Source organism: Janthinobacterium sp. NKUCC08_JDC, from assembly GCF_019345575.1.
GTDB lineage: Bacteria > Pseudomonadota > Gammaproteobacteria > Burkholderiales > Burkholderiaceae_D > Janthinobacterium > Janthinobacterium aestuarii.
Window position 1 is genome coordinate 257,176 of sequence record NZ_JAHKQW010000006.1, and the last position, 25,476, is coordinate 282,651.

Genomic DNA, 25,476 nt, shown 5'->3' on the forward strand with positions numbered 1-25,476 from the left:
AGGTATGACACAATGATTTGAACTTGAATGATTGAAAACGGCCGCATTAAATGACCAGGAAAAAATGACTATTAACACCAAACTGAAAAAACTCGAAGATAAAGCCATGGCCAAAGGCGAGTATGCGGTCGCCGCAGCCGCAGCCCATCTGTTACAAGATATAGTCTGCGTGGACAAGCAGATTAACCTGGTTGGGGCGATGCACGAAGTTGGCTACCTGCAAAATTCGTTTTCTCCATACCGGAAAGAATTCAGAGCTGATGAATCGGCATGGATAGAACGCTGTTTAAGCAGACTTGTCACTGCTGACCATGACTATTGGGCGCTTGCATCGCTTCTGGGCTGCAATGGTCCAACGACCGTCAGCATCGCCATTGGCCTGGGTTTCAAATCCGCCGCAACAAGGCTCTACGAACGTTTTGACAAACCCAAGGTCCATGTCAATACTTTATATTTGACAGCCAATGGAAAAGTGCTGCATCCAGTACTGGAAATCGGCTATGACACAGCTGAAATGAAAAATGTCGACGTGGGAAGAGCGCGGGCGCTTAGTTTGGAAAATGCACAATGGCAACCAGGTGATTGTTTGGGCGTAGGCGCACTGTCACTTTCCATGCAGGCCAAACTTCCGCATGGCGCATGGAGGTCGGTATGGACGGCTTTTGAAACATGGGATGCATAATGACATGATGAAATGCAAGACATTCAATGCATGGCTGGAAATGGCGCAAGATGATGAAGTGCTCATTGATCCCGACGATATCAATCACGAAGCGATAAACAATATGTGGAGCTTTTCGCCCACGGACGAGGAAACGCCGCAGATCCATGCGGCCGATATCGTTGAATTCATCAGAGAGTTGATCGCGGCGCGCAGCAGCGCGCTCGTTGGCGAGGAGATGCTGTTCTATTGCTGGCACGATGCGCAATGCCGGCAGTTGCGCTTCAGCCTGGTGTCGCGCTCGCATGGGCGGTTGCCGTTTCGCTGCGAGTTGCACGAAACGCAGGATCTGGCGCTGATCGCCGATCGCGTGGTGAACGGGGACTGGCGCAACGAACATTATATGCAGGCCCCGTCGGAGGATGGCGATGAGCAGGAGCAAGTGCCGTTCGTCCTGCCCGTGTTCGTGGCGCCTGTGCCCCAGGAATCAGCACGCCAGGAAGCGCGCGGGCCGGCAAGCCTCCAGGGCTGACCTTGGCTTGCCAGTGACGATTTCCTCGCTGGCAAGCTGCCCCACGATGGCCGCCAGCACGACGCCCGGATGCATGGCGCACACGTACACGCCACCCACCTGCGGCAAGTAGCCGATGATGGGCACGCCGTCAAAGGGCATGGGACGCAGGCCGATGCAGGCGAATGCCGGCGCGATGGCGTCGGCTCCTTCCAGTTCATCGCGGATCGCGCTGGCCGTGCGCTGCGCCATGGCGGCGGGCTGGTTTTCCGGCGCCTCGTCCACATAGTCTTCCGCAGCCAGCATGGTGCCATCTTCTTCTTGCCGCACCTCCATTGCATGGCTGGAAATAATGCCGCGCACCAGGCCGAGTGGCGCCTGGTAGCGCAGGAAAATCGCGGGCGAGGCGTGGATGGGCAGACTGGCGCCCAGTTGCTCGGCCAGTTTGGCGGTGCCTGTGCCTGCCGCCAGCACGACCACGTCTGCTTCGATGAGCCCCGCGGCCGTTTCCACGCCCGTCACCTTTGCGTCCCGGACGGCAAAGCTCAGCACGGGCGTGTGCGTGCGGATGGTCGCACCTAACGCCCTGGCCGCTGCCAGCATGGCGTGTGTGGCGGCAACGGCGTCGAGCGCGCCCTGCCCCGGTTCGTACAGCGCCTGTTCCGGCGGCTGCCGCAGATGCGGTTCAAGCTGGACGATGCGCGAGCGGTCCAGCAATATGGATACGGGCGACACCCGCCCATCCTGCGTGCCATACGACAAGGCGCCATGCCAGCGCACTTTCAATCCGGGCACCTGCGTTTCCAGCTGGCGCCAGGCCGCGATGGCGCCACCGCGCAGGGCCGCAATGGGGTCGGGCCCGGCGCAGGACGTGTTAATCCACGCAAACGAGGTGCCCGTCACGCCGGAAGCGATGTCGCCCGCCTCGACCACGGTGACTTTTTCACCCTTGCTGGCCAGGTGGTAGGCGAGCGACGCGCCGACGATACCGGCGCCAATGACGACGATGCGTTTTGGGTCATCATGATTCATATCTGGCAACTTTGCTCATTTATCACAGGGCAGAGTCTACCCCAGCCGCCCGCAAATCCAGCGCATAGGCATGGCCATCGACGACCTTGCCTGCCACGATCGCAATATCGGGCACGGCCATTCCCTGCACGAAACCGCAGCGTTCCAGCACGCGGATCGAGGCCGCATTGCCATCGATGGCGTAGGCGCACAGGCTGGCCAGCCGCCATTCGTCTTGCGCCAAGTCGATCAGATAACGCAGTGCGGCCGTGGCCAGGCCCTTGCCAGCTTGCTGTTCGCCGATGCGGTAGCCGACTTCGGCCGTTCGGGCCTGCTTGTCGATATCCTTGAGATTGGCGCGGCCGATCAGCTCGCCGCGCTCGTCCACGATGACGCAGGGGTGCATGCGGCCCTGTGCGTGCTCGTCCAGGAATTGCGCGACGTGCGCCTGGATGCCGTCAGCGCTGTAAAAATCGTCCGGGCGCCGGTCGATATGGCGCTCGAACCAGGCCCGGTTGGCGAGTTCGAAGGCCAGCAAGGGCGCGGCGTCATCAAGGCGCAGGGTGCGTATCGTGTGTGTACTCATGGGGACTCCTGCAAAGGCATGAGTCTAGTGAAGCGCCACGCGGCCCGTCAATCTTGATTCCACGAATCAATATACAGATACAATCGCCGCCATGAAAAACGACTTATCCGCCCTCGACGCGGCGCACCTGCTGGGCGTCAGCCTGCCCACCCTGTATTCCTACGTGAGCCGGGGCTTGCTGGCTTCCGTCAGCAATGGAGATTCGCGCCGCAAGCGCTATCCGCAGGAAGACGTGCTGCGCCTGGCGGCCCGCAAGAATGACGCCAAGCGCGGCGGTCAGACAGCCGTGGCAGCCATGCACTGGGGCTTGCCCGTGCTGGAGACGCAGATTTCTCACATTCTCGATGGACGGCTGTTGTATCGGGGCTGCGCTGCGACATCGCTGGCGCGGAACGCGACCTTGGAAGCGGCCGCCAGCTTGCTGTGGGACGACGGGGCGGGCGACTATTTCCAGCAAGATGCGCCGGCCCTGCCACAGGGGCTGGCCAGCGTGCCCGATGCGGCGCCGCTGGCGCGCGCCATGCTGGCCATGGCCATGCTGTCGTCCCTGCCTGCGCCTGCGGACATGCTGCAGTCCGGCCCCGCCTTGATGCGCATCCTGGCCGCCGCCCTGCTGCAGACGGCGCCGTCCGCCTTGCCGCTGCACCAGCAGCTGGCCCAGGCGTGGCAGGCCGACACGGACCAGACTGAATTGCTGCGCGCCGCCCTCGTGCTGCTGGCCGACCATGAGTTGAATGCGTCGACCTTTGCCGTGCGCTGCGTCGCCTCAACGGGTGCCAGCCTGCCCGCCGCGCTGGGCGCCGGGCTGGCGGCCTTGTCCGGCGAAAGACACGGGGGCGGCAGTGCGGCGGCCAGGTGCATGTTGACGCAGGCGCTGGCCGCGCCGGACGCCAGGGACGCCATCGGCGCATTCTACAAGACCATCGCGCCGGAATTCGCCGGCTTTGGCCACCCGCTGTATCCGCAAGGCGACCCGCGTGCCGCGTATCTGCTGGATCGCCTGTCGGCGCTGTCGCACAAGTCCCCCCAGCTGGGCGCCATCCAGTCCTTCTGCGCCACGGCGGGCGAACTGCTCGATGCGCGTCCGAATGCCGACCTGGCGCTGGCGGCCATGGAGCTGGCGTTCGGCTGGCCCGAGGGCGCAGCATTGAGCGTGTTTGCGCTGGCCCGCTCGGCTGGCTGGATCGCGCATGCCAACGAGCAAGCCACCAGCGCGGCCTTGATACGTCCCCGCGCACGCTATATCGGGCGCCACCAGCGCGACTGACAATAGACGCTTGATTTATTACGCATACGTAGTAGTATACTTCGCATGCGTACCAATACCCCCCCTACCTCAGACACCCCCGATGCCGTAGCCTGCCCGCTGGGCGAGCGTTCGCCGCGGCTGTTCAATCTGCTCAACCTGGCGCGCCAGAATCTGTTTCGTTCGGCCGATGCCGTCTTCACCAGCGAACTGGGTTTTTCCGGCACGCAAGTGGTCGCCCTGTTTGCCCTGAAGGGCGAGGAAGGCTGCCAATTGAAGGACCTGGGGCGGGCACTGCAGCTGAAAAACTCGGCCGTCACGGGGCTGGTGGCGCGCATGGAAGAAAACGGCCTGATCGTGCGCGGCCAGTCGGCGCTCGATGCGCGCGCCGGCACCTTGCACATGTCGCCCAGGGGCGGCGAAGTGCTGGCCGCCGCCCTGCCCCTGCTCGACAGCCTGAATGAACAACTGAAGCAAGGTTTCAGCGAGGAAGAACTGGCCGTCGTCGCCCGCTTCCTGCTGCACGCCTCGCGCCTGCGTTTTGCGCAGGACGTCTGACCCATCCCCACATCACCACCACAGGAGTTACCCATGCACCCGAACGACATGACCGGCTTGCAACTGATGCAAGCTTTCGCGCAAGGCCTGTTTCCCCGGCCCGGCATTTCCAAGACCATGCCCATGGATGCGCATACTGTCGAGCATGGCCGTGTCATCTTCACGGCGACGGCAAATGAAACGCACACCAATCCCATGGGCGGCGTGCACGGCGGTTTCGCGGCCACCGTGCTCGACACCGTCACGGGTTGCGCCACGCACACGGTCTTGCCGGCCGGCGAAAGCTACGGCACGACGGACCTGAACATCAAGATGTGCCGCCCCCTGCCCTTCAACGTGACGGTCTACGCGGAAGGCAAAGTGATCAATGCAGGACGCAACCTGGTCATTTCCGAAGGCACGATCCGCGACGAGGCCGGTAAGGTGTACGCGCACGCGACGGCCACCTGCATGATCATCCGCCCCCGGGAACAAGCGGCCGTATGATACGGCCCGGCACCATTGAGGAAGCCTGGCACGTACTGCAGGCGATACCCGAGTTCGACCAGCGGCGCAGCCTGGCGCAGTTGCAGGAGCGGCTGCCCGCAGATGCGCTGATGCTGATCGCGGAAGCGGACGGCCAGCCCGTCGGCTTCAAGCTGGGCTATGCCGCAGAGGATGGCTCCCTGTATAGCTGGCTCGGCGGCGTGCTGCCCGCGCATCGCAAGACGGGCCTGGCGCAGCGCCTGCTGGAAGTCCAGGAAACCTGGGCCAGCGCACACGGTTTTGCGGCGGTCACGGTGAAATCGATGAACCGCTATCCCGCCATGCTGCGCTTGCTGATCCGCAATGGATACCAGATCAGGCTGGTGGAGCACTTTGGCGACACGGCCAGGGAGCGCATTCATTTCATCAAGCCGCTGCCTTGAGTGCCTCACAAAGCTGTATCCATATCTCTTACTTGCCAAAGAAGTAACAATGCCATACACTCAACCATGCTGTGTCCCTGAATCGACAGCATGAGATGTTATATCGCAGGCGCGTTAGCTCGTCGTTTTGTAATGTAGAACACGTTGGGTCTAAAAAAATGAAACTACCCGTTCAGCTTGAAAAACTGCATCAAGTCGCTGATGCCGCCGCAATTCAGTTTGAAACTTCCGCCGATATGGTCTTCGAGCCTTGTGGCCTTATCCTGGAAACGCCTCAAATGGAACAGCAATACTGGTGCACCCCTGCTAACGTCGTTACCTTTGCAAGCACAGGCGGGGACGGTGTCCATTACAGTTATCTCAAAGACTTTGTATCCGCTAACGGAACTTTACCGATCGTAATGACTCTGCCAAGCGCGGACGAAAACAACGTAGTGATCGCCGAGTCCTTTGAGGAATTCTTTAATTTGGGCTACTACGTCGGCTGGTACTCCCTGGAGCAGTTGGTATATCAAGAGGAAGAAGCAATCGGTTACTTTACAGAACCCGACGAAGAACACCATGACGATGCGGAGTCTCGTCTCGAATACATGCGGGAGGCTTTGCAGATGCGTCCTGTTACGCCGCAGATGGCGCGGCTCGCCAAGCTCCGCGAGCAATATTTCGATCTTCTGCTGATCCCGGAGTTGCCGGAGTAATCGCAGCCAGTCATTCAGCCGGACGCGCTGGCGCGCACCCTCAGCCCGCCGCCTTCCTCTTCCCCTTCAACAAACTTCCCGCCGCATTCTCCTCGAAGCGCCCCGCCTCTTCTATATAGCCATGCACGGTGCCGTCGTGGCGCCAGCCGCCCTGGCGCTTGATGGCCTGGAAATCGGCGCCGGCCCGGTGCGCGCTGGTGGCCATGCCGCGGCGCAGGCTGTGGCTCGATAGTTCCGGCACGTAGTCGAGCGCCGCCAGCCTGGCGCAAGCTTCCAAGATCGTATTGATGCTGCTCGCGTGCAGTCCCTTCGCGCCCACGTGTCCCCACTGGTTCACCGTGCGCAAGAGCGGCCCCGTGCGGATGTGCGCCGCGGCCAGCCACGTGCGCAAGGCCGTGGCCGGGCAGCAGATGCCGTCGCCGAACGGAATCGCCTTGACGATGCCCTCCCCCAGTTGGTCCGTTTTCGAGCGGGGCAAGGTGATCACCATGCCCTGCGGCTCCCAGCGCACGTCTTCCACGGTCAATCCCACCAGTTCGCTGCGGCGGAAACCGCCAAAAAATCCCAGCTGCAGCAAGGCGCTGTCGCGCAAGGCCTTGTTGGTGCCCAGCGCGGCCAGCTTGGCGACGATCGCTTCCAGATCCTCCAGCGGCAGGGCCTTGGCCTTCTTTTTTGGCTTGCCGTGCAGGCGGGCGATGCCGGCCAGGGTCTTGCGCACGGTGGGCGTGGACGCGGGGTCGGCAAAGCCCTGGTACACATGCCATTGCGACAGGGCCGTCAGGCGCAGGGCCAGGGTACGGGCGTTCAGGCTGTCCGCATGGGCCAGCAGGTAGCGGATGACGGTGGACTCGTCGGCGGGCAGCGCCCCGCCCCAAGTCTGGAAGTGGCGAATGGCGGAACGGTAGGTGCGGCGCGTGTTATCGGACGTGGCGGCGGCGAGAAACGCCTGGTGGCGCGCGGCCAGCTCGGCATCGACCAGGGCGCCGTGTAATGGGGCAGGAGCGATAGCGGTGCTTTTGGACGCGGCAATACGTCGTTTCGAGAGGGGCAAATCGGGCATGGCGGCGGCGAAATCGCGGTTTTGTACTGGGAGATACGCAGAATAGCATGCAAAGCCCCCCATAACACGCGATAAGCGATCTTATCGTGACTTATATTTTTTCCAAAATCGCGAAAATTTATATCGTAATATTATTCAATATTACGTATCATGTAATACGTTACTAAATTTCGCTCATAGGTGGTTTTATGGCCCGCACCGGCATTTTGTACTCTGATATTATGAAAGCAGCCCAAATCGTCGCTGCCGATGGGCGCAATCCCACGGTCGACAGCGTGCGCGAAGCGCTGGGCAGCACGGGCAGCAAGAGCACCATCGCTCCCCTGCTAAAACGCTGGAAGGAAGAGTTCCAGGGCGCGGGCGCCGTGAAAACGGAAGCGGGCTTGCCGGCCGAACTGATGGAAGCGATGCGCGGCGTCTATGAGAAGCAGCAGCGCGACGTGGCGCAGCAGCTGGAAACGGGCATGCAACAGAACCGCGCGGAGCTCGACGCGGCGCTGGAAAAGCTGAAGAAGACGGAAACGGAGCGGTTGAAACTGACGGAGGCGCGCGCCGCCCTCACCCAGGAATTGCGCGCCACCCAGCACGCGCTGGCGCAACTGAAGGAAGAGCACCATTTTCGCGCCGTCACCCTGGCCACCCTGCACAGCGACAATGCTGGCCTGAAGCAGCGCCTGGCCGACCGGGGCGAGGAAATTGCGGCCCTGAACCGCCAGCTGGCGCAAGTGCGCTCGCAGTTCGACCATTACCAGGAAGCGGCGGCCGCGCAGCGCAGCGAGGAAAGGGCCCAGGCGCAGCAACGCGAGAGCCGCCTGGAGCAGGAGAACGCCCAGCTGCAGCAGCGCCTGCAAGGCCAGCAAGCGACCTTGGTGCAGCAAGACATGCGGCTGGCACAGCTGCAGGCGGAGCACACGCGCCTGGCTGATGACGCGGCCGCCGAACGCGCAGCGCTGGCCACCGTGCGTCCCGAGCGCGACCAGTTCGAATTTCAGTACTTGCAGGCGGCCGCGTCAGCCGACGCCCTGCTGGCCAAGCTCGATACAGCCTTGCTGGCGCTGAACGACGCCAAGGTGGCGCTGGCGACGCAAGACCGGCAGCTCGACATGCTGGCGGAAAATGCGCAGGCGTCGCAACTGAAGGCGGAAAGCCTGGCGCAGGAACGCGACGGCTTGCTGCGCGAGAATGCCGGCATGGCGGCGCGCCTGGCCCTGTTTTCGGATAGCAAGGAGAAGCGCGATGTTTGAACCTGTCTATATGGCTGCCTTGCGCGCCTCGCTGAATCTGACGTTTTATTGCCGGTAGCGCACCCGTATCCATGCGCCGATGGCGTCCACGCCGCTGTCTGCCGCATCTTCGACCCAGCCCGCGCGCGCATAAAAGCGCCGCGCGCCCGTATTGCTCAGCTGCGTTTTCAGGCTCAGGCGGGGACCGAAGCATGCCACGACGGCCGCCAGCAGTTGCCCGCCGATGCCCGAGCCGCTGCGCGCCGGGTGCACATACAGGTGGTGCAGGAAATAGTCGGGGGCATCGCCCGTGTACACGGCGGCAAAACCGGTGACGATGCCGCCGCGTTCGGCAACGAGGATGGCTTCGCCCTGCGTCGCCGCCTTGAAAGTAGCGCTGCCGGCGACAGGGCCGAAGGCGTCGCGCCCTGCCAGGGCCAGGATGGCGGTGCAGGACTGCGCGTCCGCGCTGGAGAAAGGACGAATCAGGCACATGGCTGGCGCGCTATCCGTTGCTTACAGGCGGCGATTCAGCACGCTGTCGATATCGTGGGTTTTCAGTTCCACCTGGACTGTGCCGTCCCGCAACCAGTAGCCGTCACCTCCCTGCCGCAGTGCCGCCAGATCGAGCATGCCCAGGGCTGGCGGGATGGTGCTGGCGAGCAAGGCCGCCACATCGTCCCATTCCCCATAAAACAGTTTCAGATACCAGCCGTCGTCGTGGGCAAAGGCGAGAAAGCGGCCCTGCAGGGCGGGCAGCGGCGCCAATGCGGCACGGTGATCGAGCATCTTAGCCACGGCAGCATCCTTGGACGCGGGTGGCTTGCCCTGCCAATCGGCCCAGGCATGGCTGCCCCACGCGTACATGTCTTCGAGCGCCAGGGCTGGCAGTTGTTGCGGCGCCAAGATATGAAAGGCGGCAGGCTTTTTGATTGTGCCGGCGCTGCCCTTGCGCAGCACGATGCCGTCCGCTTCGCCGAGGGCAGCAATACAATCCTTGAATTCGATGCCGGAAGCGACCAGCATGCGCTCGGCCGGGTCGTGCCAGAGGTACAGATAATGTCTCAAGTAGAAGTCCGTTTTGGTTTTGGCGCCGTATTTGCGGCCACGGCGGCGCGTATCAGCGCCTTGAACGCCGCGGCATCGAGATGCTCGCCTTCGTGGATATCGATGGCCCGGCGCGTGTTGCCATCCAGGCTGGCATTGAACAGGCCAGCCGGATCGGGCAAGGCGGCGCCCTTGGCGAAGGTGAGTTTCACGGCCGATTTGTAGGTTTCGCCCGTGCAGATCATGCCCGCGTGCGACCAGACGGGCACGCCGCGCCATTTGACTTCCTCGACCACGTCCGGGTCCGCCTGGCGGATCAGCGTCCGCACATTGGCCAGGATTTTGCCGCGCCAGTCCGCCAGCGAGGCGATCTTCGCGTCGATCCGGCTGGCGGCGGGCTCGGCGTTTTCGGCGTCATTATCGGGCGCCGTGCCCGGTACTGTTTTTTTCATGGCTGACATTTCCTTCCCTGCCCGCTTGCCTTACTGCGCAGGATCGGCCATGCAGCTGGCAAGCGAGGCAATCAATTGTGCGCGCAGCGCCTGGTATTGCGCATCCGTCGCAAAGTCGAGCGGATCGGCCGGCTGGTTCAGTATGTAGGCGGTGGCGACCGTGCCGCTGGCGGCGTGCAGCAGTGTATACAAACTGATGATGCCTTGCGCTTGCGCGATACTGGCGTTATTCAATCCTAGCACTTCCACGCCATCGCGCGTGTCCGTTTCCAGCGGCAGTTGCTGCGGCAGCTTGCCCCTGGCGGCCATTTCCCGCATCTGCGCCACGATGGTCTCGCGGTCGGCCGCGAACTGGCCTTCGGCGCTGCGTTCGATCTTCAGATTCACGAAAGGCAAGCTGCTCTTGCGGAACAGCATCAGCCGATAGCCATCGGCCGTCGATATCTGCCTATCCCCCGCCGCCATCTTGACGATGCGCGTGGTCGCACCGGCTGGCAGCCGGTCCTGCGTCCTGAACTGGAACTGGCTGCGGTTGATGCATTGCGCCAAGGGCGCCAAAGGATCGGCCGTGCGGTCTTGCGCGTGGACGCCCAGTGTCGCAAGCAATACGGGAATGGCAAGCAAATGGCGGTGGTTCATGAGAGGCGTCAGTCATCGAGTCAAGGTGCGGCGAGCATAACCGTCTATATTGCCAGAAGGCAAATGTTTAGTTGCCATCCTCTAAATACCCATGGGATAGCTTCTTAATATGAACTTCACCTGGCCCACGTAGCATTCATGTTGGCAAGGCTCTCATTGTGCAGCGCCTGCCCTTTACCGGCAGAACCATGAATGACATCGCGTTAACCCTGCGCCACGGCGCCGCCGTGCCGCACCCGGCCAGCGGCCACCGCCTGAAAGCGGCGCTGGGCGCCCTCTTCTTTCCCCGCCAGCGCTCGCGCTGGCACGCTTTCCTGGGCAGCATGCCGGGCCTGCACTCGCTGGCGCAGCTGCATCCTTGCCTGCGCTTCAAGATTTACCGTCCTTACGCCTCGCGCCTGCTCGGTTGCGCGGATCGCCTGGCCTTGCTGGAAGGACATTACCGTTTCCTGTGGCAAGCGGGCGCGCGCGCCCTGGTCGAACGGGCCGCGCACGCGCCCGTGGTGCTGGCCGCATTCCAAGGCAAGGACGCGGCGCTGTACCGCTTGCAGCTGACGGCCATCCACGACAGCTACCGCGAAGGCGAACTGTGCCTGCGCCTGACGCGCGACGGCCAGCCCCTGTACCTGGCCAGCTTTTTGTTCGTGCCGCGGGCCGATGGCGTCTCGCTGCAGCTGGGCGCGCTGCAAGGCTTGCGCTCGGAAGCGGGCAAGCTGGCCGTCAAGGAAGCCACGCGGGCGCTGCATGGTTGCCGTCCGAAAAACCTGATGGTGACGGCCTTGCGTGATTTCGGCGACTTTTTTGCCTGCAATAACCTGTTCTTGATCAGCAATGACAACCGCATCGCCCTGAATGCGCGGCGCCGGCGCCATATCGCCGCCGACTACGACCTGGCGTGGCAAGAGTTGCACGCCTTGCGTATGCGCGACGGCAATTATCACTTGCCCTGCGCGCCCTACCGTGCGCCAGACCTGGCCGGTGTGCCATCGAAAAAGCGCGCCGATGCGCGGCGGCGCGGCGAATTGCTGCAAGACATGGCCGACGGCATGCGCGCGCAGCTGGCGGATTTTCTGGAAGCGCCAACGGCTGACAATTGAGCAGGCACAAGCATTGCCAAGCCGATAAGCATGTCATAAAACTCAGGCAACCTTCATGTTGGCGCCGTATCCTTCACTTGACATGCCAGATACCCTATCGAGGCGCTGGCGTGCATCCGGCCCACCCAGGACAAGGTTCCCATGACACCCGCTTTTACTTTCCTTCCCCTTTGCCTGCTCGGCAGCGCCGCGCTGGCCGCCCCCGTACTGGACGATGCCGTGCGCCAGCGCGCCGAGGAACTCACGCGCACGGGCATGCACGCGAGCATCGTCATCGCCATCATCGATGGCAAGGAGAGCGCCGTGTACGGCTTTGGCAGCGTACATGCCGGCAAGAACATCAAGCCCGGCGCCGATACTGTCTACCAGATCGGTTCCGTCACCAAGACCATGACGGGCTTGCTACTGGCCGACGCCGTCGTTCAAAACAAGGTCAAACTCGATGAGCCGGTCGCAGCATTATTGCCCGGCTATGCGGTGCCTGCATTCGAGGGCAAGACGATCAGCCTGCTCGACCTGGCCACGCACTACTCCTCACTGCCGCGCCTGCCCGACAACTTCGCGCCCAAGGACCCGGCCAATCCGTATGCCGACTACACGGAAGCCAAACAGCGGCAGTTTCTCGCCGCCTATCATCTGCCGTATGCGCCGGGCACGAAACTTGAATACTCCAATATCGGCTACGCCGTGCTGGGCACGGCCCTGGCGGCACAGGCCGGTACCAGCTTTGAAGCGCAGCTGCAAAAGCGCATCGCCGTGCCGCTGGGCATGCGTTCCACCTCGAACAAGCCCACGCACGGCATGCTGGCGCGCCTGGCGCCCGGCCATTTGCTGTCGGGCGAACCGACGCCGGCTTGGGATATGAACGTGGTGGCGCCGGCCGGCGGCGTGTATTCGAGCGCGCGTGACATGATTTCCTACTTGCAAGCGTATATGTTCAAGCCGCTGCGCCCGTACGCGCTGGCGATCCAGCCGCAGCGTCCGCTGGCGCCCGACAGCGGCTCGAAAATCGGCCTGGCCTGGCTGCTGGAACAGCAACAGGGGCAAACCTACGCCTGGCACAACGGCCAGACGGGCGGCTACGCCAGCTATGCGGCGTTCACGACGGACGGCAAGCGGGGCGTGATAGTGCTGACCAACACGGTGCGCGAGGTCGATGCGCTGGGCTTGTCCGCCTTGCTGCCCGGCACACCGTTGCCGCCGCTGAAAAAGCCGCAGGCCGCCATCGAGCTGCCGCGCACAGCATTGGCCGAGTACGTGGGCGAGTATCCGCTGGGCGCGGAATTCACGTTGACGGTGACCTTGGGCAAGAACGGCCTGGAAGCGGCCGGCACGGGCGTTGGGTCAGCCCCCTTGTTTGCCAGCGCCAAGGACCAGTTTTTCTTCCGCGCCATCGAGGCGGAACTGGCATTTACACGCGATGCGGCGGGCAAGATCGCCAGCGCCGTGCTCAAGCAAGGTGGACAGGACGTCGTCTTGCCGCGCAAGCCGTAAAAATCAAGCTGCCGGGTCCTGCATGAATTGCTCGACCCGGGCGACAAACGCCGCCTTGCTGCGTGTGCGAAACTCGCCGAGGAAGGCGTCGCTGCCCTGGACAATCTTGCCGTGGCGGTCGTATGCCACCTTGCCCATCTCCAGCACGAATTCGCCCTGCGGATCGTCCTCCGGTTCAAAATGCGAATTGAAGCAGTAGCCGGTGTCGCGGCAGCTGCCCCATAGCAACAATGCGCTGCTGAACCATTCCATGGTATCGGGGCCAGGCTCCACTTCGAACAGGGTGTTGACGGTGATATGCCAGCCGCCGGGGACGCGCAGCGGCTGCAAGGGATAGGGAAAGCGTGGCTGTTTCATGTGGACGACGGGGCGCGGCGCGCCCGGTAAAAATTGAGGAATTCCGCGGCCGGCAACGCTTTCGCAAACAGCCAGCCCTGGCCGAATTCTACCTTGCGTTCCAGCAGATAATCAGCTTGCTGCTGCGTTTCGATGCCTTCGGCCACGATCAACATGTTCAGGGTGCGGGCCATGGCGATGATGTGCGGCGTGACGCTGCTGGTGGCCGCGTCCGTGCCGATCGTGTCGACGAAGGATTTGTCGATTTTCAAGGCGTCGAGTGGCAGATTTTGCAGGCTCGACAGGCTGGAATAACCGGTGCCGAAGTCGTCGATGGCCACGGCATGGCCCCGTGCCCGGGCCTTTTCGATGGTGGCGCGGGCCGCTTCCACGTTGATGAAGCCCCGCTCCGTTGCTTCCAGCCAGATCTGCTGCGCCTCGATGCCGGTGCCGGCCAGCGCGCGTTCCAGCACGTCGAGCACCCGGCCCGTTTCAATGTCACTGGCGCACAGGTTGATGGCGATGTGCAGCTCGCGGTCGGCCAGCAGCGCGGCGCGCATGTCGGCGATCACGCAAGCGATGACCTGGTCCGTGATGGGCAGTATCAGTTCGGCCTCCTCGGCCACGGGGATGAACAGGTCGGGGCGTATCATGCTGCCGTCGGGGCGGCGCCAGCGTATCAGCGCCTCGGCGCCCACGCACACGCCCGTGTCGAGCGCGATGATCGGTTGATAGTGGACAAAGAATTCACGCCGCTCGACGGCCGTTTCCAGTTCGCCGCGCAGCGACAGCCGGCGGCGCGACAGCCACACGACGATGCCGACGATGAAGGCGGCCATCAACAGGCCCAGCGGCAAGAGCAGCAACTGTTCGCGGCGCAGCCTTTCGCTGAGCTTGCTGCGTGGCTCGATCATGACGGCCGTCAAGCCATCGCGGTACAGCATCGCATGGATGCTGTCCTCGTGCGCCAGCGTGTCCGCCGCCCCTTTGCCCGCGAGCAGTGTCTTGACCAAGGCCGGGTCCGGATGGTGCAAGGTGTCGAGCACACCGCCCTTGCCGATGGCCACGGCCATCTGGATGTCGTTGTCGACGATGACGTCGGAAAAGCGCACGGGATCGATCAACACCTTATAGGCGCGGTAGGACAAGCCCACCATGCGCTTGCCGCCGCTGACGACGGGGCGCAGGTTGAAATCGAGGCCCATACCATTGTCGAGGGTAAAGTCCGCGGGCGTGACGGCGATGCGCGCTTCCTCCATGCCGTTCGACGTGCATTTGAGCAAGCCGTTTTCGACATAGCCGATATCGTCGATGCTGCGCGTGGTGATGGTGATGCGGCGCAACTGCTGGACATGCGCTTCCGAACACGGCGCCAGGTCCAGCGCATCGGCGCTGCGCAGGGCCATGCTGGCCGAGGCGATCGACCGGTGGGCGCGCTCGAGCGCATAGCCTGCCAGCAGGCGCAGGCGTTCCTGCTCGCCCTGCTCGGCGCGCACGGACGACAAATAGAAGGCCAGGCTCAGGGGGGCGGCCACGCCGATGACTGCCACCAGCACACTGGTAATGATGATCCGTTTTCTGCGCATGTGATTACCTGCGGTAGTTATATGATTGCTATGTATTGCTCGATGGCATCATATTACAAGTGCAGGCCGTGCACGCGGATATTGCTGAACAGTTACATCTTTTCCAGCGGTCGCGCCAGCACGAACACGAGCACCGCCACGACTGCTGCCAGTCCGCCCGCCAGGTACAGCACGCTGGCAAAGCCGTCGATGAAGGCGTGGCGCGCCGCTTCCCGCGCCACGGCCTGCATCGCGGGCGGCAGCTGGCCGAAAGCGTCGGCCGCGTTGCCGGCGACGATGCGTCCTATCATTTCGGGCGAGGCCTTCAAGCCGTGCAGCCACGCCAATTTGTCGAACGAAGCTGCCGTGCGCATGGCCAGCACGGCGCCCAGGGCGCCCACGGCCAGCACGATGCCGACAAAGCGCGTCGTCGTGCTGATGCCCGAGCCCATGCCCGTGCGCTCGCGCGGGATGCAGGCAAGGATGGCTTTTTGCGTGGTGCCGTTGAGCAATCCCGCTCCCGCGCCCGTGACGATCATGCCCGCCGCCACCCAGCCGTACTGCAGGCTGTCGGCGGCCAGCGCCGTGGCCAAGTTGCCGACAGCGACGATCAGCAAGCCCGTCACCAGAATGCCGCGGTCGTCCAGATGGCGCATGGCGCGCGGCGCCAGGCGGGACAGCACCACCATGGCGACGGCAAACGGCAGCATGGCGCAGCCGGCCAGCACGGCGGAAAAGCCGAAGGCGTTCTGCAGGTACAGCGGCAGGAAGGTCATCATCACTTGCGCGGCGATCGCATAACCGAACATGCCCAGCACGGCGCCGACGAACACGCGCCGGCCAAACAGCGACAGATCGACCATGGGCGCGCGCTGGCGCCGTTCCACCCGCACGAACACGGCCAGCAGCGCCGCGCCGGCCACAAAACGCAGCACGGTGGCGCGGCTGGCCCAGCCCGCCACGCTGGCGTCGATCAAGCCCCAGATGATGGCGAACAGGCCGGCGGAGAATAATGCCGCGCCGAGCGGGTCGAAACTGGCGTTGGACGCATCCTTCGATTCATCCACGTGCTTGCCTACGAGCCACATCAACATGGCGACGACGGGCAGGTTCAGGTAGAAAATCCAGCGCCAGTTGATGGCGCTCGTGATCAGGCCGCCCAGCAAGGGCGCTACCGTCATGGCCACGCCCATGGCCCCGCCCCATACGGACCAGGCGCGCGCCCGCTCCTTTTCCGCATGGAACGTGTGGCCGATGACGGCCAGCGCGGACGTCAGCAACAGCGCGGCGCCGAGCCCCTTGACGGCGCGCGCCACGTTGAGCATGAACGGCGTCCACGCCAAGCCGCACAGCAGGGACGCCAGCGCGAATAAGGCCAAGCCAAACAGCATCACCCTGCGGCGGCCCAGGCGGTCGGCGATGCTGCCGGCCGGCAGCAGGAACGAGGCGAACGCCAGCATGTAGGCGCTGACCACCCATTCCACGTCGACGAAGCTGGCGTTGAGCGAACGGGCGATCGACGGCAGGGAGACGGCCACGACGTTGGTATCGAGCATGATCAGCGCGCAGACGCCCGAGCACGTATATAAAGTCCAGTTGGTATTCTTCATGCCCCGATTGTAAGCACGCTTGTATTATTTCCTGTTATAAGGCAGTCGCCTTATAATTTACCCATGGTGAATACAGATAAAGAGATGGAACTGCGGCATTTCCGCTGCGTGCTGGCCGTCGCGCACAGCCTGCACTTCGCGCGGGCCGCCGCGGAACTCGGTATTTCTCCGCCCGCGCTGACCAAGCAGGTGCAGGAAACGGAGCAGCTGCTGGGCACGCGCTTGTTCCAGCGCAGCAAGCGCGCCGTGTCCCTGACGGCCGCCGGAGAATTGTTTGTCATCGAGGCCACGCGCGCGCTGGGGCAACTGGCGCAGGCGCAGGAAGTGGCACGGCGCGCCGGGCGGGGCGAACTGGGGCGACTGGAAATCGGCTACGTGGCGTCGGCCGCCTATTCCGGCGTGCTGCAGGACCAGTTTTCCCGCTTTCGCGCCAGCCACCCCGGTATCCACATCGGCGCGCGCGAGTATGCAATGGATACCCTGCCCGGCTTGCTGGACCAGGGCCGGGTGGACCTGGCCTTCGTACGCCCGCCCCTGCACTTGCCGGACGGACTGGACAGCGTGGTCTTGCTGCGCGACCGCTTCGTGCTCGCCGTGCTGGCGGACAGCCCGCTGGCTTTGTTGGATGTGGCGGCGCCGGCCGCGCTGGCGCAGCAGTCCTTCATCGTGCCGGAACAGGAATTGGGCACATTGGAGGTGAGCCGGCGCGGCGGCTTTGTGGCGCAGGTGGTGTCGCGTCCGGGCAGCCTGGTGGCCGTGCTGACGGAAGTGTCGCTGGGCGTCGGTTGCGCCATCGTGCCCCATTCCGTGATGGCCAGCGTGCAATTGCCGGGCGTGGTATTTCGCGAGCTGGCAGGGCCGCAGATCAGCTCGGAAATCGCCGTGGCCTTCCGCCGCCACGAACAGGCGCCCGCCGCGCGCGCCTTCATTGCCCAGCTGCGCGCAGTAGCGCTGTAACGCTGGCTTAAGCTCAACTATTCTTCAACACGGCCACGGCGTAGGTGCAGGCGGTGGCAGTTTCATTCTTGAAAACGCAGTCGGCGGGCGGACCCAGTTCCAGGCAATCGCCCTCGTCCAGCACGTGGCGCGTCTCTCCTTCAATGAACACGAGGCTGCCGCTGAGCGACCAGATGAGTTGTCGCCGCGACACATAGGCGGCGGCCGGCATGGCCACCACGGCGCCCGGCGGCAAGGTAATATGCACGAGGTCGAGCGGCATGTCGGACGCGGGCGACACGTGCCGCCGCACATAGCCGCTTTGCGGGTCGACCCACACGGGCTGCTCGGCCTGACGCAGCAAGCGCCCGGCCCGCATCTCGGCGCGCGCGATCAGCTCGGACATGCTCAAGTCGAAGGCGCCCGACAGCCGCGCCAGCAAGGTGGCCGTGGGGCTGCAATCACCCCGCTCCACCTTGTGCACCATCGCGCGCGACACGCCAGAGCGGGCCGCCAGGTCCGTCAGCGACCAGCCCAGGTTTTCCCGCTCGAGGCGCACCCTGGCGCCGATGCGCTGATTCAATTCGTCTGGTTTAGTGGACATGTATCGGCTTCCATTCGGATTTTATTGGACAAGCGGTCGACGGCAATCTATGATTTGTCTATTATAGTAGACGCTTGACGAGGAGAGCAACATGCAGATACGCGATGCCCATGCGGGCGATATCGAGGCCATACTGGCCATCTACAACGATGCCGTCAGCAATACCCTGGCCATCTGGAATGAACGCACGGTCGACGCGGCCAACCGCGCCGCCTGGCTGGCTGACCGCCAGCGGGCCAGCTACCCCGTGCTGGTCGCCATCGATGCGGAAGGAACTGTCGCTGGCTACGCCTCGTTCGGCGACTGGCGCCCGTTCGAGGGTTTCCTGCATACGGTCGAGCATTCCGTGTACGTGCGCGCTGATCGCCGGGGCGCCGGCGTCGGCAAGGCCTTGATGGTGGAATTGATCGCGCGGGCGCGCGGCCTGGGCAAGCACGTGATGGTGGCGGGCATCGAAGCGGGCAATGCCGGCTCGATCGCCCTGCACAAGCAGCTGGGCTTCGAGGAAGTGGGATTGATGCGCCAGGTGGGCACCAAGTTCGGCGCCTGGCTGGACCTGGCATTCCTGCAGCTGCAGCTCGATACGCGCAGCGATCCGGACGGCATCGCGCCGCCCGGCCAAGGGTAAAACAGACGTCAGAGATCGCGCATCAGAGATCGATCTCCGGCGGTGGACGGCGCAGCGCCATATGTTCCCACACGGCCACCAGTACCAGCACGCAGCTGGTGATGCAGGCCAGGGTCAAGGGTGAATACAGACGGCCGTAGGCCATCGGGATCAGCGCCAGGATGATCAGAATGCCCAGCAGATGCGACAGCGGCGGCGCGGCGCGCTCACTGCTGACCCATTTGAACAGCGCATTGCCCAGCAGATACAGGATCGGGCCGCCCAGCAAGGCGCTGATGCCGGCAAAGCTCGCTTCGTCCGGATGCACGAGGGCCAGCTCATCGGCCACGGCGCTGACGATCACGCCGCCCACGATCAGCACGTGAATATAGGTGTAGGCCTTGCGGGCGATGCGGCCCGGGTCTTTCGAGTGGGCGATGCGGTGGTGGCCCGCCTCGGCGCCCGTATCGAAATAAATCCACCACATGGCGATGCTGCCGACCAGGGCCGACAGGAAGCCCAGCCAATTGGCGGCCGTCCATTCCAGGCCCGCGAACGTGGCGCCCGTCACCAGCAACGATTCACCGAGGGCGATGATGACGAACAGGCCGCAGCGTTCGGCCATGTGGCTGCCGTCGACGTCCCAGTCGGCCGTCGTCGAGCGGCCCAGGCCCGGCAGGCCGAACTGCATCCAGGGCCCGGCCAGGTCGATCGCCAGTGCCAGCATCCACCAGAAGATGCGCTGTTCGGGCGACGCGATGCCGCCGGCGATCCAGAAGATGCCGGACAGCACGGCCCACAGGGCGATGCGCTGGAAATTGCGGCGGCGCGACAGCGCTTCATGGCGCACGGCCCACCAGGCAAACAGGGGCCGGCCCACCTGCATGGCCACGTAGGCGCCCGCAAAGGCGAGGCCCCGCGTGCCGAACGCTTCGGGGATCGAGGCCGACATGATCAGGCCGCCCAGCATCAGCGCGAACAGGCTGATGCGCACGGGAATGCGTTCGGGGTCGAGCCAGTTGGTGATCCACGACGTGAAGATCCACACCCACCAGACGGCCATCAGCAGCAGACCCGTCTGCAGCCAGCCCATGGCGCTCAGGTGGGCCAGCAAGCCGTGCGACAGTTGCGTGACGGCAAACACGAACACGAGGTCGAAGAACAGCTCGATCATGCCCACCTTGCCGCTGTCCAGCCCGCCGCGCGTGCGCAACAGCGATTTTCTTAATTCCATAGCTACTCTTTCATTCATGCTTGATTAAAACGGTTGATCCTGGACTTTATGGCTTTACTTGTGTCAGCAAGGGCAAGCCGGCGAAGTGCGCGGCCAGGTTATCGACGACCAGTTGCCCCATCGCGTGCCGCGTTTCCACGGTCAGGCTGCCCACGTGCGGCGTCAGCACGACATTCGGCAAGGCGCGCAAGGCGGTCGGTACGCGTGGTTCGTCGGCAAACACGTCGAGGCCGGCCGCCCCGAGATGGCCATCCTGCAAGGCGGCGATCAGCGCGTCTTCATCGATCAGGGCGCCACGGGCGATATTGATCAGGGTGCCTTGCGGGCCGAGCGCGTCGAGAATGGTGCGGTCGATGATCTTGCGCGTGGCGGGCGTGCCCGGCGCGCAAACGATCAGATAATCGCTTTCCTGCGCCAGGGCCAGCAGCGATTCCGCGCGCGGCACGGTAGTATCGGCAATGGCGCGCGGCTGGAAGTAGCGGACGTGGACGCCGAAAGCGGCCAGGCGCAGCGCGATGGCCTGGCCGATCTGGCCGAAACCGAAGATGCCGGCCGTCTTGCCGCGCAGGCTAGATGCGGGGGCGATGGCGTCGCGGCGCTCCCAGCCGCCGTCGCGCACGAAACGGTCGAGCGCCACGATGTGCCGCGCGCTGGCCAGCAGCAAGGCCAGCGCCACGTCGGCCACGTCGTCCGTCAGCACGTTCGGCGTGGTGGTGACGGCGATGCCCCGTTCGCGCGCCACGTCGAGCGCCACGCCATCGAGACCCACGCCATTGACGGCGACAATTTCCAGATTCGGCAGCAAGCCCATGTCGGTGGCGTTCAAGCCCAGCGCGCCCGTCGTGACGACGGCGCGGATAAGCGGCGCGCGCTCGGCCAGCCAGGCGTGGCGCTCGTCCGCCGGCACTTGCCAGGCGTGATGACAGGTGTATTGCTGTTCCAGCTGCGCGTTGACGGCAGCCGAAGGGCTGGGGGCGAGGATGAGGAGGTCGGGTGGCATGGGCGTCCGGGTCGGTGTCGGCAGGATTTGCAGACGCAACTTAGCATATTTGATGCCATGGCGGGGGTGACTACCCTATTACCGCCCCTAAAACCCTGCCCGGCGCACGGTCTTTTCCCGCGTGGGGCTACCCCCATCCAATCGTAGGTCGGCTTAGCCCAACAGGCGTAAGCCGACAAGCGCCGCCACGCAGCATGTCAGATTACGCTGCGATAATCTGACCTACAGCTAATCTGACCTGCACAACCCTCAAACCGCCTCAACCCGGGCAAGGCACTCTTTTCACCTTGCCACCCGTCTTGAACGGGTCGGCGCCCGCGCCCGGGTTCGCATCGAGCCCGAAGCACGTGGCGCCGCCGGCGCTGACGACGCGCGTGGCGGGACGGCCGTCGGCCGTCAGGTATTCCTCCACGCGGATGACGGGGCCGCCGCGCCAGGCGGAGGCGATCAGCTTCTGGAAGGTACTGTCGCTCTTGAGTTCGGCAGTGGCCAGCCACGGCTTGTCTTGCCTGGTTTCGCCGCGCAGGGCCTTGTCGGCGGCGCCTGCGGCCAGCCGGGCGCGCGTGCGCAAGTCTCCGGCGGACGGTACCGTGGCGGGTGCGGCAGGCGATTCCTCGGCGGGAACGATGATGATTTCTGCTGCCACGGCGGGCGGCGCGGCAATTTGGGACGGTACTGTAGCCCGCGCGCGCGGCATGGGAGCCGGCATCGGCAGCGGCAAGGCCAGCGGTGGCGCCTGCGGCGCTGGCCGGGGCGGCAGCAAGGTCATGAAGGCCACTTCCGTGTATTGCTTCAGTTGCCGCGCCGGCAGCAGCAGGAAATACAGGCCCAGCGCATGCATGGCCAGGATCAGCGCGACGGCCGCGCCTTTCAGGCTCAAGCCCCGCCGTATGCGCAGGCGCATGGAAGCGGACGGTAGATGGCGGAGCAATGGCATGCGGATTCCTGTGGGCGCCGGGCGCGATGGCCCATTCTAGCGAAACCTGACCAGAGGCATTAATAAATCCACAAGGTATCGTCCGATGCGCCTTTTTGCGCCAGATTCCGGCACCCTCACTTGCCGCGTGTTGTACAAATGGCGACTTTTTGATCGCTTTCTCACACTTTTCCACGCTATGCGCCGCGCTGGAATATAATGATAATCATTCTCATTAATATCCAAACAACACCATGCGCTCCTTCCACCTCGTCCCTACCCCGTTCGCCCTGGCCGCCTTCCTGCTGGCCAGCGCCGCCGCCCACGCCCAGAACACGCCGGCAGACAACGGCGCGCAAACCATGCCGACCGTTGTCGTCAATGCCTCGGCCGATGCGTCGGCGGAAGGCTTGTCGAAGGCGTATGCGGGCGGCCAGGTGGCGCGCGGCGGGCGCATGGGCATCCTCGGGTCCGTGGACATGATGGACTCGCCATTCGGCAGCACCAGTTATACCCAGCAATTCATTGCCGACCAGCAGGCGCGCAGCGTGGGCGACTTGCTGCAAAGCGATGCGGCCGTGCGCATGTCGCGCGGCTATGGCAATTTCCAGGAAGTGTATGTGATCCGCGGTTTCGCCCTCGATTCGGACGACGTGGCCTACAACGGCCTGTATGGCGTGTTACCGCGTCAATATGTATCGCCGGAATTGCTCGAGCGCGTGGAAGTGTTCCGTGGCGCCAGCGCTTTCCTCAACGGCGCGGCGCCGGGCGGCAGCGGCATCGGCGGCGCCATCAACCTGATGCCCAAGCGCGCCGGCAACACGCCGTTGACGGAATTGACCGTGGGCGTGGAATCGGGCGGCCACGCCTATGCGGCCATCGACGTGGCGCGCCGCTTTGGCGAAAACAAGGAATTCGGCGTGCGCTTGAATGCCGCCAAGCGCCAGGGCGAGACCAGCATCAAGCGCGAAGACCACGACGTGGGCATGTTTTCCGTCGGTCTCGATTATCGCGGCCGCGGCTACCGCCTGTCGGCCGATGCCGGCTACCAGAATTTCGATCTGACGGCGCCTCGTCCTTCCGTCAACACGGGCAGCCTGACGGCCTTGCCGGGCGCGCCCGATGCGTCGAAGAACTTTGCCCAGCCGTGGAGCTATTCGAAGGAACACGACGTGTTCGGCACGGCGCGCGCCGAAGTCGACCTGGCCAAGGATGTCGTGGCCTGGGCCGCGTTCGGCAGCCGTTCGACGAAGGAATCGAACAGCCTGGCCCAACCGACGTTGAGCTCGCTCAATGGCGATGCCAGCGTGTACCGCTTCGACAATGCGCGCAAGCAGGAAATCCGCACGGGCGAACTGGGCGTCCGCGGCAAGCTCACGACGGGCGCCGTCCAGCACACCCTGGTGGCCAGCTGGTCCGGCCACTGGAACGAGGCGAAGAATGCGTATGCGATCAGCGACTACGCGGGCTTGCCGACGAATATCTACCGTCCGCTGGACGTGGCCATGCCGCCCACCCTGGCCGCGAACTCGGGCGGCGTGATGAGCGACCCGCGCCTGACGCAAAAAACCATCCTCAGCAGCTACGCCGTGGCCGATACCATGGCCTTCCTCGACGACCGGCTGCTGCTGACCGTGGGCCTGCGCCGCCAGCAGATCCGCGACGCGGCATATGCTTACGGCACGGCCGTCCAGTATTCCAGCTATGACAAGAGCGCCACGACGCCCGTGGCCGGCATCGTCTACAAAGCCAGCAAGAACGTGTCGCTGTACGCCAACTACATCGAGGCGCTGGTCAAGGGTCCCGTTGCCAGCGGCACCTACTTTGATGGCAAGAATGACGTGCCACTGAGCAACAAGGGCGAAGTCTTCTCGCCCTACAAGTCGAAGCAGAAGGAAATCGGCGTCAAGTATGACGGCGGCAGGCTGGGCATGAGCGCCGCCCTGTTTTCCACGGCCAAGCCTTTGCCTGCCGTGGTCGGTTCACGTGCCACCCTCTCGGGCGAACAGCGCAACCAGGGCCTGGAACTGTCCATCTTCGGCACGCCGATGGCGGGCGTGCGCCTGCTGGGAGGCCTGACCTGGCTTGATACGGAACAGCGCAAGACGGACAAGCCGGCCAACAATGGAAAGCATGCCATCGGCGCGCCAAAAACACAGCTCAGCGTGGGCGGCGAATGGGACCTGCCCGGTGCGCCCGGCTTAAGCCTGAATGCCCGCACTGTCTACACGTCGACGCAATATGCGGACCTGGCCAACAGCAAGCAACTGCCATCGTGGACCCGCGTCGACATCGGTGCACGCTACCTGACGCAGGTAGCCGGGCATGACGTGACCTTGCGCGCGCGCATCGACAACGTGGCCGACCGCAGCTACTGGGCCTCGGCCGTCTCCTCGTTCGACGCCGGCAGCCTGGTGCTGGCCGCGCCGCGCACCTTCGTCGTGTCGGGCAGCGTGGCGTTTTAAATAGCTGGCAGCCCATGCCGTCACGAAAGCTGCCTTCGGGCAGCTTTTTTTTCGCGTGTACGCCTGTGCCGCAAGCCCCGCTTCGGCGACAATGCCCGCATGAAACGACTCCCTGCCCTGCTGCTATTGCTCTGCCTGTCCCTGCCGGCCGCCGCCCAGAAGCAAGCGGCCTGCCCGTATGCCGTCTGGAAAAGCGGCTTCAAGGGCGATGCGCGGGCGCAAGCCACGTGCTTGCTGCGCCCCGTCAAGTTGTATGCGCGCCTGGGCGAGAGCGCGCCGCTGCCCGAGTTTCTTGCCGCCCGCATCGGCCAGCGCACGGGCATCGCGCCAACCAGGCTGCGTGCCTGGCTGGCGCAGCAATCGATCAGCGAAGCGGACCTGGGCGGCGCCGTCGATGCACCGCTGTCGCGCGCCGTGGGCCGGCTGGCCGCGCCCATGGCCCGCTATTTCGTCATCCACGACACCAGCTACCCGAATTTCCTGCTGGAGCCCATTCCCGGCCACATCAACGACGCCAGCTGGGATTTCAACGATTTCAATTTACGTAACCCCGCGCTGGGCGGCGGTCCGAAAGGCCATGTGTACGTGAACCGCCTGGGCGGCTCCCTGGCCGTGCGCGACTTCGGCACGGCCAGCTACGCCAGCAAACTGGAGAAGGACAAGCCGTCGCTGACGGGTCTGTTCCTGCATGTGGAACTGGTGCAGCCGCGCAACTCCGTACCTGGCGGCGGCAAGGGCAACGACGGGCTGGCGCCCGATCCCGGTTTTACGCCTGCGCAATACGAGCGCCTGGCCCTGCTGTACATCGTCGCCAGCGTGCGCAAGGGCACGTGGCTGATCCCCGCCTTCCACGCCGTGCTCGATACGGGCTATGCGAATGGCCATGACGATCCGCAGAACTTTTCGCTGGAGCAATGGGATACAACCCTCGGTCATTTGAGCGCCGTCATGACCGGCGCCGACGCGCCGAATTGAACACCACCCGCACGCCGATTTGGAGGATACTTTAGCT

At 64.0% G+C, this 25,476-nt stretch carries 27 protein-coding genes and 1 pseudogene; 14 read left to right on the forward strand and 14 right to left on the reverse strand.

Going from position 1 to position 25,476, the window contains the following annotated elements:
* Positions 1-64: 64 nt before the first annotated feature.
* Complete coding sequence (locus tag KO538_RS17125; RefSeq protein WP_139143294.1) at positions 65-682, forward strand: hypothetical protein; 618 nt, start codon at positions 65-67, stop codon at positions 680-682.
* A gap of 4 nt (positions 683-686) precedes the next feature.
* Positions 687-1,193: a hypothetical protein gene (locus tag KO538_RS17130; RefSeq protein WP_257620417.1), complete on the forward strand. Its 507-nt coding sequence runs from the start codon at positions 687-689 to the stop codon at positions 1,191-1,193.
* On the opposite strand, the gene KO538_RS17135 is transcribed toward KO538_RS17130, so the two are convergent.
* Entirely contained in the window at positions 1,149-2,204 is a 1,056-nt protein-coding gene (locus KO538_RS17135) for an FAD-binding oxidoreductase (protein WP_219329077.1), read from the reverse strand. The genes KO538_RS17130 and KO538_RS17135 overlap by 45 nt on opposite strands.
* A 22-nt stretch (positions 2,205-2,226) precedes the next feature.
* Entirely contained in the window at positions 2,227-2,769 is a 543-nt protein-coding gene (locus KO538_RS17140) for a GNAT family N-acetyltransferase (protein ID WP_219329078.1), read from the reverse strand.
* 91 nt (positions 2,770-2,860) lie between these two features.
* Here KO538_RS17140 and KO538_RS17145 point away from each other — a divergent pair, with 91 nt between their 5' ends.
* The 5 genes from KO538_RS17145 (at position 2,861) to KO538_RS17165 (ending at position 6,179) form a co-directional block, all read left to right on the forward strand.
* Positions 2,861-4,036 carry a citrate synthase family protein gene (locus KO538_RS17145; RefSeq protein WP_219329079.1) on the forward strand — a complete coding sequence of 392 codons (1,176 nt, stop codon included), beginning with the start codon at positions 2,861-2,863 and terminating at the stop codon, positions 4,034-4,036.
* Between the two features lie 45 nt (positions 4,037-4,081).
* On the forward strand, positions 4,082-4,573 hold the full coding sequence (locus tag KO538_RS17150; protein WP_219329080.1) for a MarR family winged helix-turn-helix transcriptional regulator: 492 nt from the start codon (positions 4,082-4,084) through the stop codon (positions 4,571-4,573).
* A 33-nt stretch (positions 4,574-4,606) separates the two neighbouring features.
* A complete protein-coding gene (locus KO538_RS17155; RefSeq protein ID WP_219329081.1) occupies positions 4,607-5,059 on the forward strand; it encodes a PaaI family thioesterase in 453 nt (150 codons plus the stop codon).
* Positions 5,056-5,481 (forward strand): GNAT family N-acetyltransferase, encoded by a 426-nt coding sequence (locus KO538_RS17160; protein WP_219329082.1) that lies wholly within the window; start codon positions 5,056-5,058, stop codon positions 5,479-5,481. Before KO538_RS17155 ends, KO538_RS17160 begins: the two co-directional genes overlap by 4 nt.
* 158 nt (positions 5,482-5,639) lie before the next feature.
* On the forward strand, positions 5,640-6,179 hold the full coding sequence (locus tag KO538_RS17165; protein ID WP_219329083.1) for a hypothetical protein: 540 nt from the start codon (positions 5,640-5,642) through the stop codon (positions 6,177-6,179).
* Between the two features lie 40 nt (positions 6,180-6,219).
* Here the strand turns inward: KO538_RS17165 and KO538_RS17170 are convergent, their stop codons facing one another.
* A complete protein-coding gene (locus KO538_RS17170) occupies positions 6,220-7,239 on the reverse strand; it encodes a tyrosine-type recombinase/integrase (protein WP_219329084.1) in 1,020 nt (339 codons plus the stop codon).
* A gap of 221 nt (positions 7,240-7,460) precedes the next feature.
* Between KO538_RS17170 and KO538_RS17175 the strand changes: the two genes are divergently transcribed.
* On the forward strand, positions 7,461-8,483 hold the full coding sequence (locus tag KO538_RS17175) for a DNA-binding protein (protein ID WP_257620418.1): 1,023 nt from the start codon (positions 7,461-7,463) through the stop codon (positions 8,481-8,483).
* A 45-nt stretch (positions 8,484-8,528) separates the two neighbouring features.
* Here KO538_RS17175 and KO538_RS17180 read toward each other — a convergent pair whose 3' ends face one another.
* The 4 genes from KO538_RS17180 to KO538_RS17195 are packed head-to-tail and all read right to left on the reverse strand — an operon-like array spanning position 8,529 to position 10,600.
* Positions 8,529-8,957 carry a GNAT family N-acetyltransferase gene (locus KO538_RS17180; RefSeq protein WP_219329086.1) on the reverse strand — a complete coding sequence of 143 codons (429 nt, stop codon included), beginning with the start codon at positions 8,955-8,957 and terminating at the stop codon, positions 8,529-8,531.
* A gap of 21 nt (positions 8,958-8,978) precedes the next feature.
* On the reverse strand, positions 8,979-9,530 hold the full coding sequence (locus tag KO538_RS17185; RefSeq protein ID WP_219329087.1) for a hypothetical protein: 552 nt from the start codon (positions 9,528-9,530) through the stop codon (positions 8,979-8,981).
* Complete coding sequence (locus tag KO538_RS17190; protein ID WP_219329088.1) at positions 9,527-9,961, reverse strand: DUF1801 domain-containing protein; 435 nt, start codon at positions 9,959-9,961, stop codon at positions 9,527-9,529. The genes KO538_RS17185 and KO538_RS17190 overlap by 4 nt, the downstream gene beginning before the upstream one ends.
* Before the next feature lie 30 nt (positions 9,962-9,991).
* The gene (locus tag KO538_RS17195) at positions 9,992-10,600 is read right to left on the reverse strand and encodes a hypothetical protein (RefSeq protein ID WP_219329089.1); all 609 of its coding nucleotides are present in this window, start codon (positions 10,598-10,600) and stop codon (positions 9,992-9,994) included.
* Between the two features lie 188 nt (positions 10,601-10,788).
* Here KO538_RS17195 and KO538_RS17200 point away from each other — a divergent pair, with 188 nt between their 5' ends.
* Together KO538_RS17200 and KO538_RS17205 are read left to right on the forward strand one after the other, a co-directional pair.
* On the forward strand, positions 10,789-11,697 hold the full coding sequence (locus tag KO538_RS17200; RefSeq protein WP_072453637.1) for a DUF535 family protein: 909 nt from the start codon (positions 10,789-10,791) through the stop codon (positions 11,695-11,697).
* Between the two features lie 141 nt (positions 11,698-11,838).
* On the forward strand, positions 11,839-13,191 hold the full coding sequence (locus tag KO538_RS17205; RefSeq protein ID WP_219329090.1) for a serine hydrolase: 1,353 nt from the start codon (positions 11,839-11,841) through the stop codon (positions 13,189-13,191).
* 3 nt (positions 13,192-13,194) lie between these two features.
* Here the strand turns inward: KO538_RS17205 and KO538_RS17210 are convergent, their stop codons facing one another.
* The 3 genes and pseudogenes from KO538_RS17210 to KO538_RS17220 form a co-directional block, all read right to left on the reverse strand.
* Positions 13,195-13,548, reverse strand: a complete 354-nt coding sequence (locus KO538_RS17210; RefSeq protein ID WP_139248270.1) for a hypothetical protein — start codon at positions 13,546-13,548, stop codon at positions 13,195-13,197.
* On the reverse strand, positions 13,545-15,113 hold the full coding sequence (locus KO538_RS17215) for an EAL domain-containing protein (protein ID WP_219329091.1): 1,569 nt from the start codon (positions 15,111-15,113) through the stop codon (positions 13,545-13,547). Before KO538_RS17215 ends, KO538_RS17210 begins: the two co-directional genes overlap by 4 nt.
* A gap of 92 nt (positions 15,114-15,205) precedes the next feature.
* Positions 15,206-16,705, reverse strand: a pseudogene (locus tag KO538_RS17220) (MFS transporter); the annotation flags it as partial.
* 60 nt (positions 16,706-16,765) lie between these two features.
* On the opposite strand from KO538_RS17220, the gene KO538_RS17225 reads away from it, so the two are divergent.
* Positions 16,766-17,659 (forward strand): LysR family transcriptional regulator, encoded by an 894-nt coding sequence (locus KO538_RS17225; protein ID WP_257620419.1) that lies wholly within the window; start codon positions 16,766-16,768, stop codon positions 17,657-17,659.
* A gap of 13 nt (positions 17,660-17,672) precedes the next feature.
* On the opposite strand, the gene KO538_RS17230 is transcribed toward KO538_RS17225, so the two are convergent.
* Positions 17,673-18,242, reverse strand: coding sequence for an XRE family transcriptional regulator (locus tag KO538_RS17230; protein WP_219329093.1), 570 nt, complete (start codon positions 18,240-18,242; stop codon positions 17,673-17,675).
* A 91-nt stretch (positions 18,243-18,333) separates the two neighbouring features.
* Between KO538_RS17230 and KO538_RS17235 the strand changes: the two genes are divergently transcribed.
* Positions 18,334-18,870, forward strand: coding sequence for a GNAT family N-acetyltransferase (locus KO538_RS17235; RefSeq protein ID WP_219329094.1), 537 nt, complete (start codon positions 18,334-18,336; stop codon positions 18,868-18,870).
* Between the two features lie 22 nt (positions 18,871-18,892).
* Here KO538_RS17235 and KO538_RS17240 read toward each other — a convergent pair whose 3' ends face one another.
* The 3 genes from KO538_RS17240 to KO538_RS17250 all read right to left on the reverse strand — a co-directional run bounded on the left by KO538_RS17240 (position 18,893) and on the right by KO538_RS17250 (position 22,020).
* On the reverse strand, positions 18,893-20,083 hold the full coding sequence (locus tag KO538_RS17240; RefSeq protein WP_219329095.1) for a low temperature requirement protein A: 1,191 nt from the start codon (positions 20,081-20,083) through the stop codon (positions 18,893-18,895).
* A 46-nt stretch (positions 20,084-20,129) separates the two neighbouring features.
* Positions 20,130-21,083: a 2-hydroxyacid dehydrogenase gene (locus KO538_RS17245; protein ID WP_219329096.1), complete on the reverse strand. Its 954-nt coding sequence runs from the start codon at positions 21,081-21,083 to the stop codon at positions 20,130-20,132.
* A gap of 259 nt (positions 21,084-21,342) precedes the next feature.
* Entirely contained in the window at positions 21,343-22,020 is a 678-nt protein-coding gene (locus tag KO538_RS17250; protein ID WP_219329097.1) for a hypothetical protein, read from the reverse strand.
* A gap of 233 nt (positions 22,021-22,253) precedes the next feature.
* Between KO538_RS17250 and KO538_RS17255 the strand changes: the two genes are divergently transcribed.
* Both KO538_RS17255 and KO538_RS17260 read left to right on the forward strand, forming a co-directional pair.
* Complete coding sequence (locus KO538_RS17255; RefSeq protein ID WP_219329098.1) at positions 22,254-24,464, forward strand: TonB-dependent siderophore receptor; 2,211 nt, start codon at positions 22,254-22,256, stop codon at positions 24,462-24,464.
* A gap of 99 nt (positions 24,465-24,563) precedes the next feature.
* Positions 24,564-25,439, forward strand: a complete 876-nt coding sequence (locus KO538_RS17260) for a hypothetical protein (protein WP_219329099.1) — start codon at positions 24,564-24,566, stop codon at positions 25,437-25,439.
* The last annotated feature ends 37 nt before the right edge of the window (positions 25,440-25,476 follow it).

What these genes read in the sequence shown, in the direction of transcription:
- KO538_RS17155 (WP_219329081.1), top strand. Translation starts at nt 4,607, where the DNA reads ATGCACCCGAACGACATGACCGGCTTGCAACTGATGCAAGCTTTCGCG.
- KO538_RS17260 (WP_219329099.1), top strand. Translation starts at nt 24,564, where the DNA reads ATGAAACGACTCCCTGCCCTGCTGCTATTGCTCTGCCTGTCCCTGCCG.
- KO538_RS17175 (WP_257620418.1), top strand. Translation starts at nt 7,461, where the DNA reads ATGAAAGCAGCCCAAATCGTCGCTGCCGATGGGCGCAATCCCACGGTC.
- KO538_RS17205 (WP_219329090.1), top strand. Translation starts at nt 11,839, where the DNA reads ATGACACCCGCTTTTACTTTCCTTCCCCTTTGCCTGCTCGGCAGCGCC.
- KO538_RS17195 (WP_219329089.1), bottom strand. Translation starts at nt 10,600, where the DNA reads ATGAACCACCGCCATTTGCTTGCCATTCCCGTATTGCTTGCGACACTG.
- KO538_RS17215 (WP_219329091.1), bottom strand. Translation starts at nt 15,113, where the DNA reads ATGCGCAGAAAACGGATCATCATTACCAGTGTGCTGGTGGCAGTCATC.
- KO538_RS17160 (WP_219329082.1), top strand. Translation starts at nt 5,056, where the DNA reads ATGATACGGCCCGGCACCATTGAGGAAGCCTGGCACGTACTGCAGGCG.
- KO538_RS17250 (WP_219329097.1), bottom strand. Translation starts at nt 22,020, where the DNA reads ATGCCATTGCTCCGCCATCTACCGTCCGCTTCCATGCGCCTGCGCATA.
- KO538_RS17130 (WP_257620417.1), top strand. Translation starts at nt 687, where the DNA reads ATGATGAAATGCAAGACATTCAATGCATGGCTGGAAATGGCGCAAGAT.
- KO538_RS17190 (WP_219329088.1), bottom strand. Translation starts at nt 9,961, where the DNA reads ATGAAAAAAACAGTACCGGGCACGGCGCCCGATAATGACGCCGAAAAC.
- KO538_RS17245 (WP_219329096.1), bottom strand. Translation starts at nt 21,083, where the DNA reads ATGCCACCCGACCTCCTCATCCTCGCCCCCAGCCCTTCGGCTGCCGTC.
- KO538_RS17145 (WP_219329079.1), top strand. Translation starts at nt 2,861, where the DNA reads ATGAAAAACGACTTATCCGCCCTCGACGCGGCGCACCTGCTGGGCGTC.
- KO538_RS17140 (WP_219329078.1), bottom strand. Translation starts at nt 2,769, where the DNA reads ATGAGTACACACACGATACGCACCCTGCGCCTTGATGACGCCGCGCCC.
- KO538_RS17210 (WP_139248270.1), bottom strand. Translation starts at nt 13,548, where the DNA reads ATGAAACAGCCACGCTTTCCCTATCCCTTGCAGCCGCTGCGCGTCCCC.
- KO538_RS17235 (WP_219329094.1), top strand. Translation starts at nt 18,334, where the DNA reads ATGCAGATACGCGATGCCCATGCGGGCGATATCGAGGCCATACTGGCC.
- KO538_RS17125 (WP_139143294.1), top strand. Translation starts at nt 65, where the DNA reads ATGACTATTAACACCAAACTGAAAAAACTCGAAGATAAAGCCATGGCC.
- KO538_RS17165 (WP_219329083.1), top strand. Translation starts at nt 5,640, where the DNA reads ATGAAACTACCCGTTCAGCTTGAAAAACTGCATCAAGTCGCTGATGCC.
- KO538_RS17225 (WP_257620419.1), top strand. Translation starts at nt 16,766, where the DNA reads ATGGTGAATACAGATAAAGAGATGGAACTGCGGCATTTCCGCTGCGTG.
- KO538_RS17180 (WP_219329086.1), bottom strand. Translation starts at nt 8,957, where the DNA reads ATGTGCCTGATTCGTCCTTTCTCCAGCGCGGACGCGCAGTCCTGCACC.
- KO538_RS17135 (WP_219329077.1), bottom strand. Translation starts at nt 2,204, where the DNA reads ATGAATCATGATGACCCAAAACGCATCGTCGTCATTGGCGCCGGTATC.
- KO538_RS17240 (WP_219329095.1), bottom strand. Translation starts at nt 20,083, where the DNA reads ATGGAATTAAGAAAATCGCTGTTGCGCACGCGCGGCGGGCTGGACAGC.
- KO538_RS17150 (WP_219329080.1), top strand. Translation starts at nt 4,082, where the DNA reads ATGCGTACCAATACCCCCCCTACCTCAGACACCCCCGATGCCGTAGCC.
- KO538_RS17255 (WP_219329098.1), top strand. Translation starts at nt 22,254, where the DNA reads ATGCGCTCCTTCCACCTCGTCCCTACCCCGTTCGCCCTGGCCGCCTTC.
- KO538_RS17230 (WP_219329093.1), bottom strand. Translation starts at nt 18,242, where the DNA reads ATGTCCACTAAACCAGACGAATTGAATCAGCGCATCGGCGCCAGGGTG.
- KO538_RS17170 (WP_219329084.1), bottom strand. Translation starts at nt 7,239, where the DNA reads ATGCCCGATTTGCCCCTCTCGAAACGACGTATTGCCGCGTCCAAAAGC.
- KO538_RS17200 (WP_072453637.1), top strand. Translation starts at nt 10,789, where the DNA reads ATGAATGACATCGCGTTAACCCTGCGCCACGGCGCCGCCGTGCCGCAC.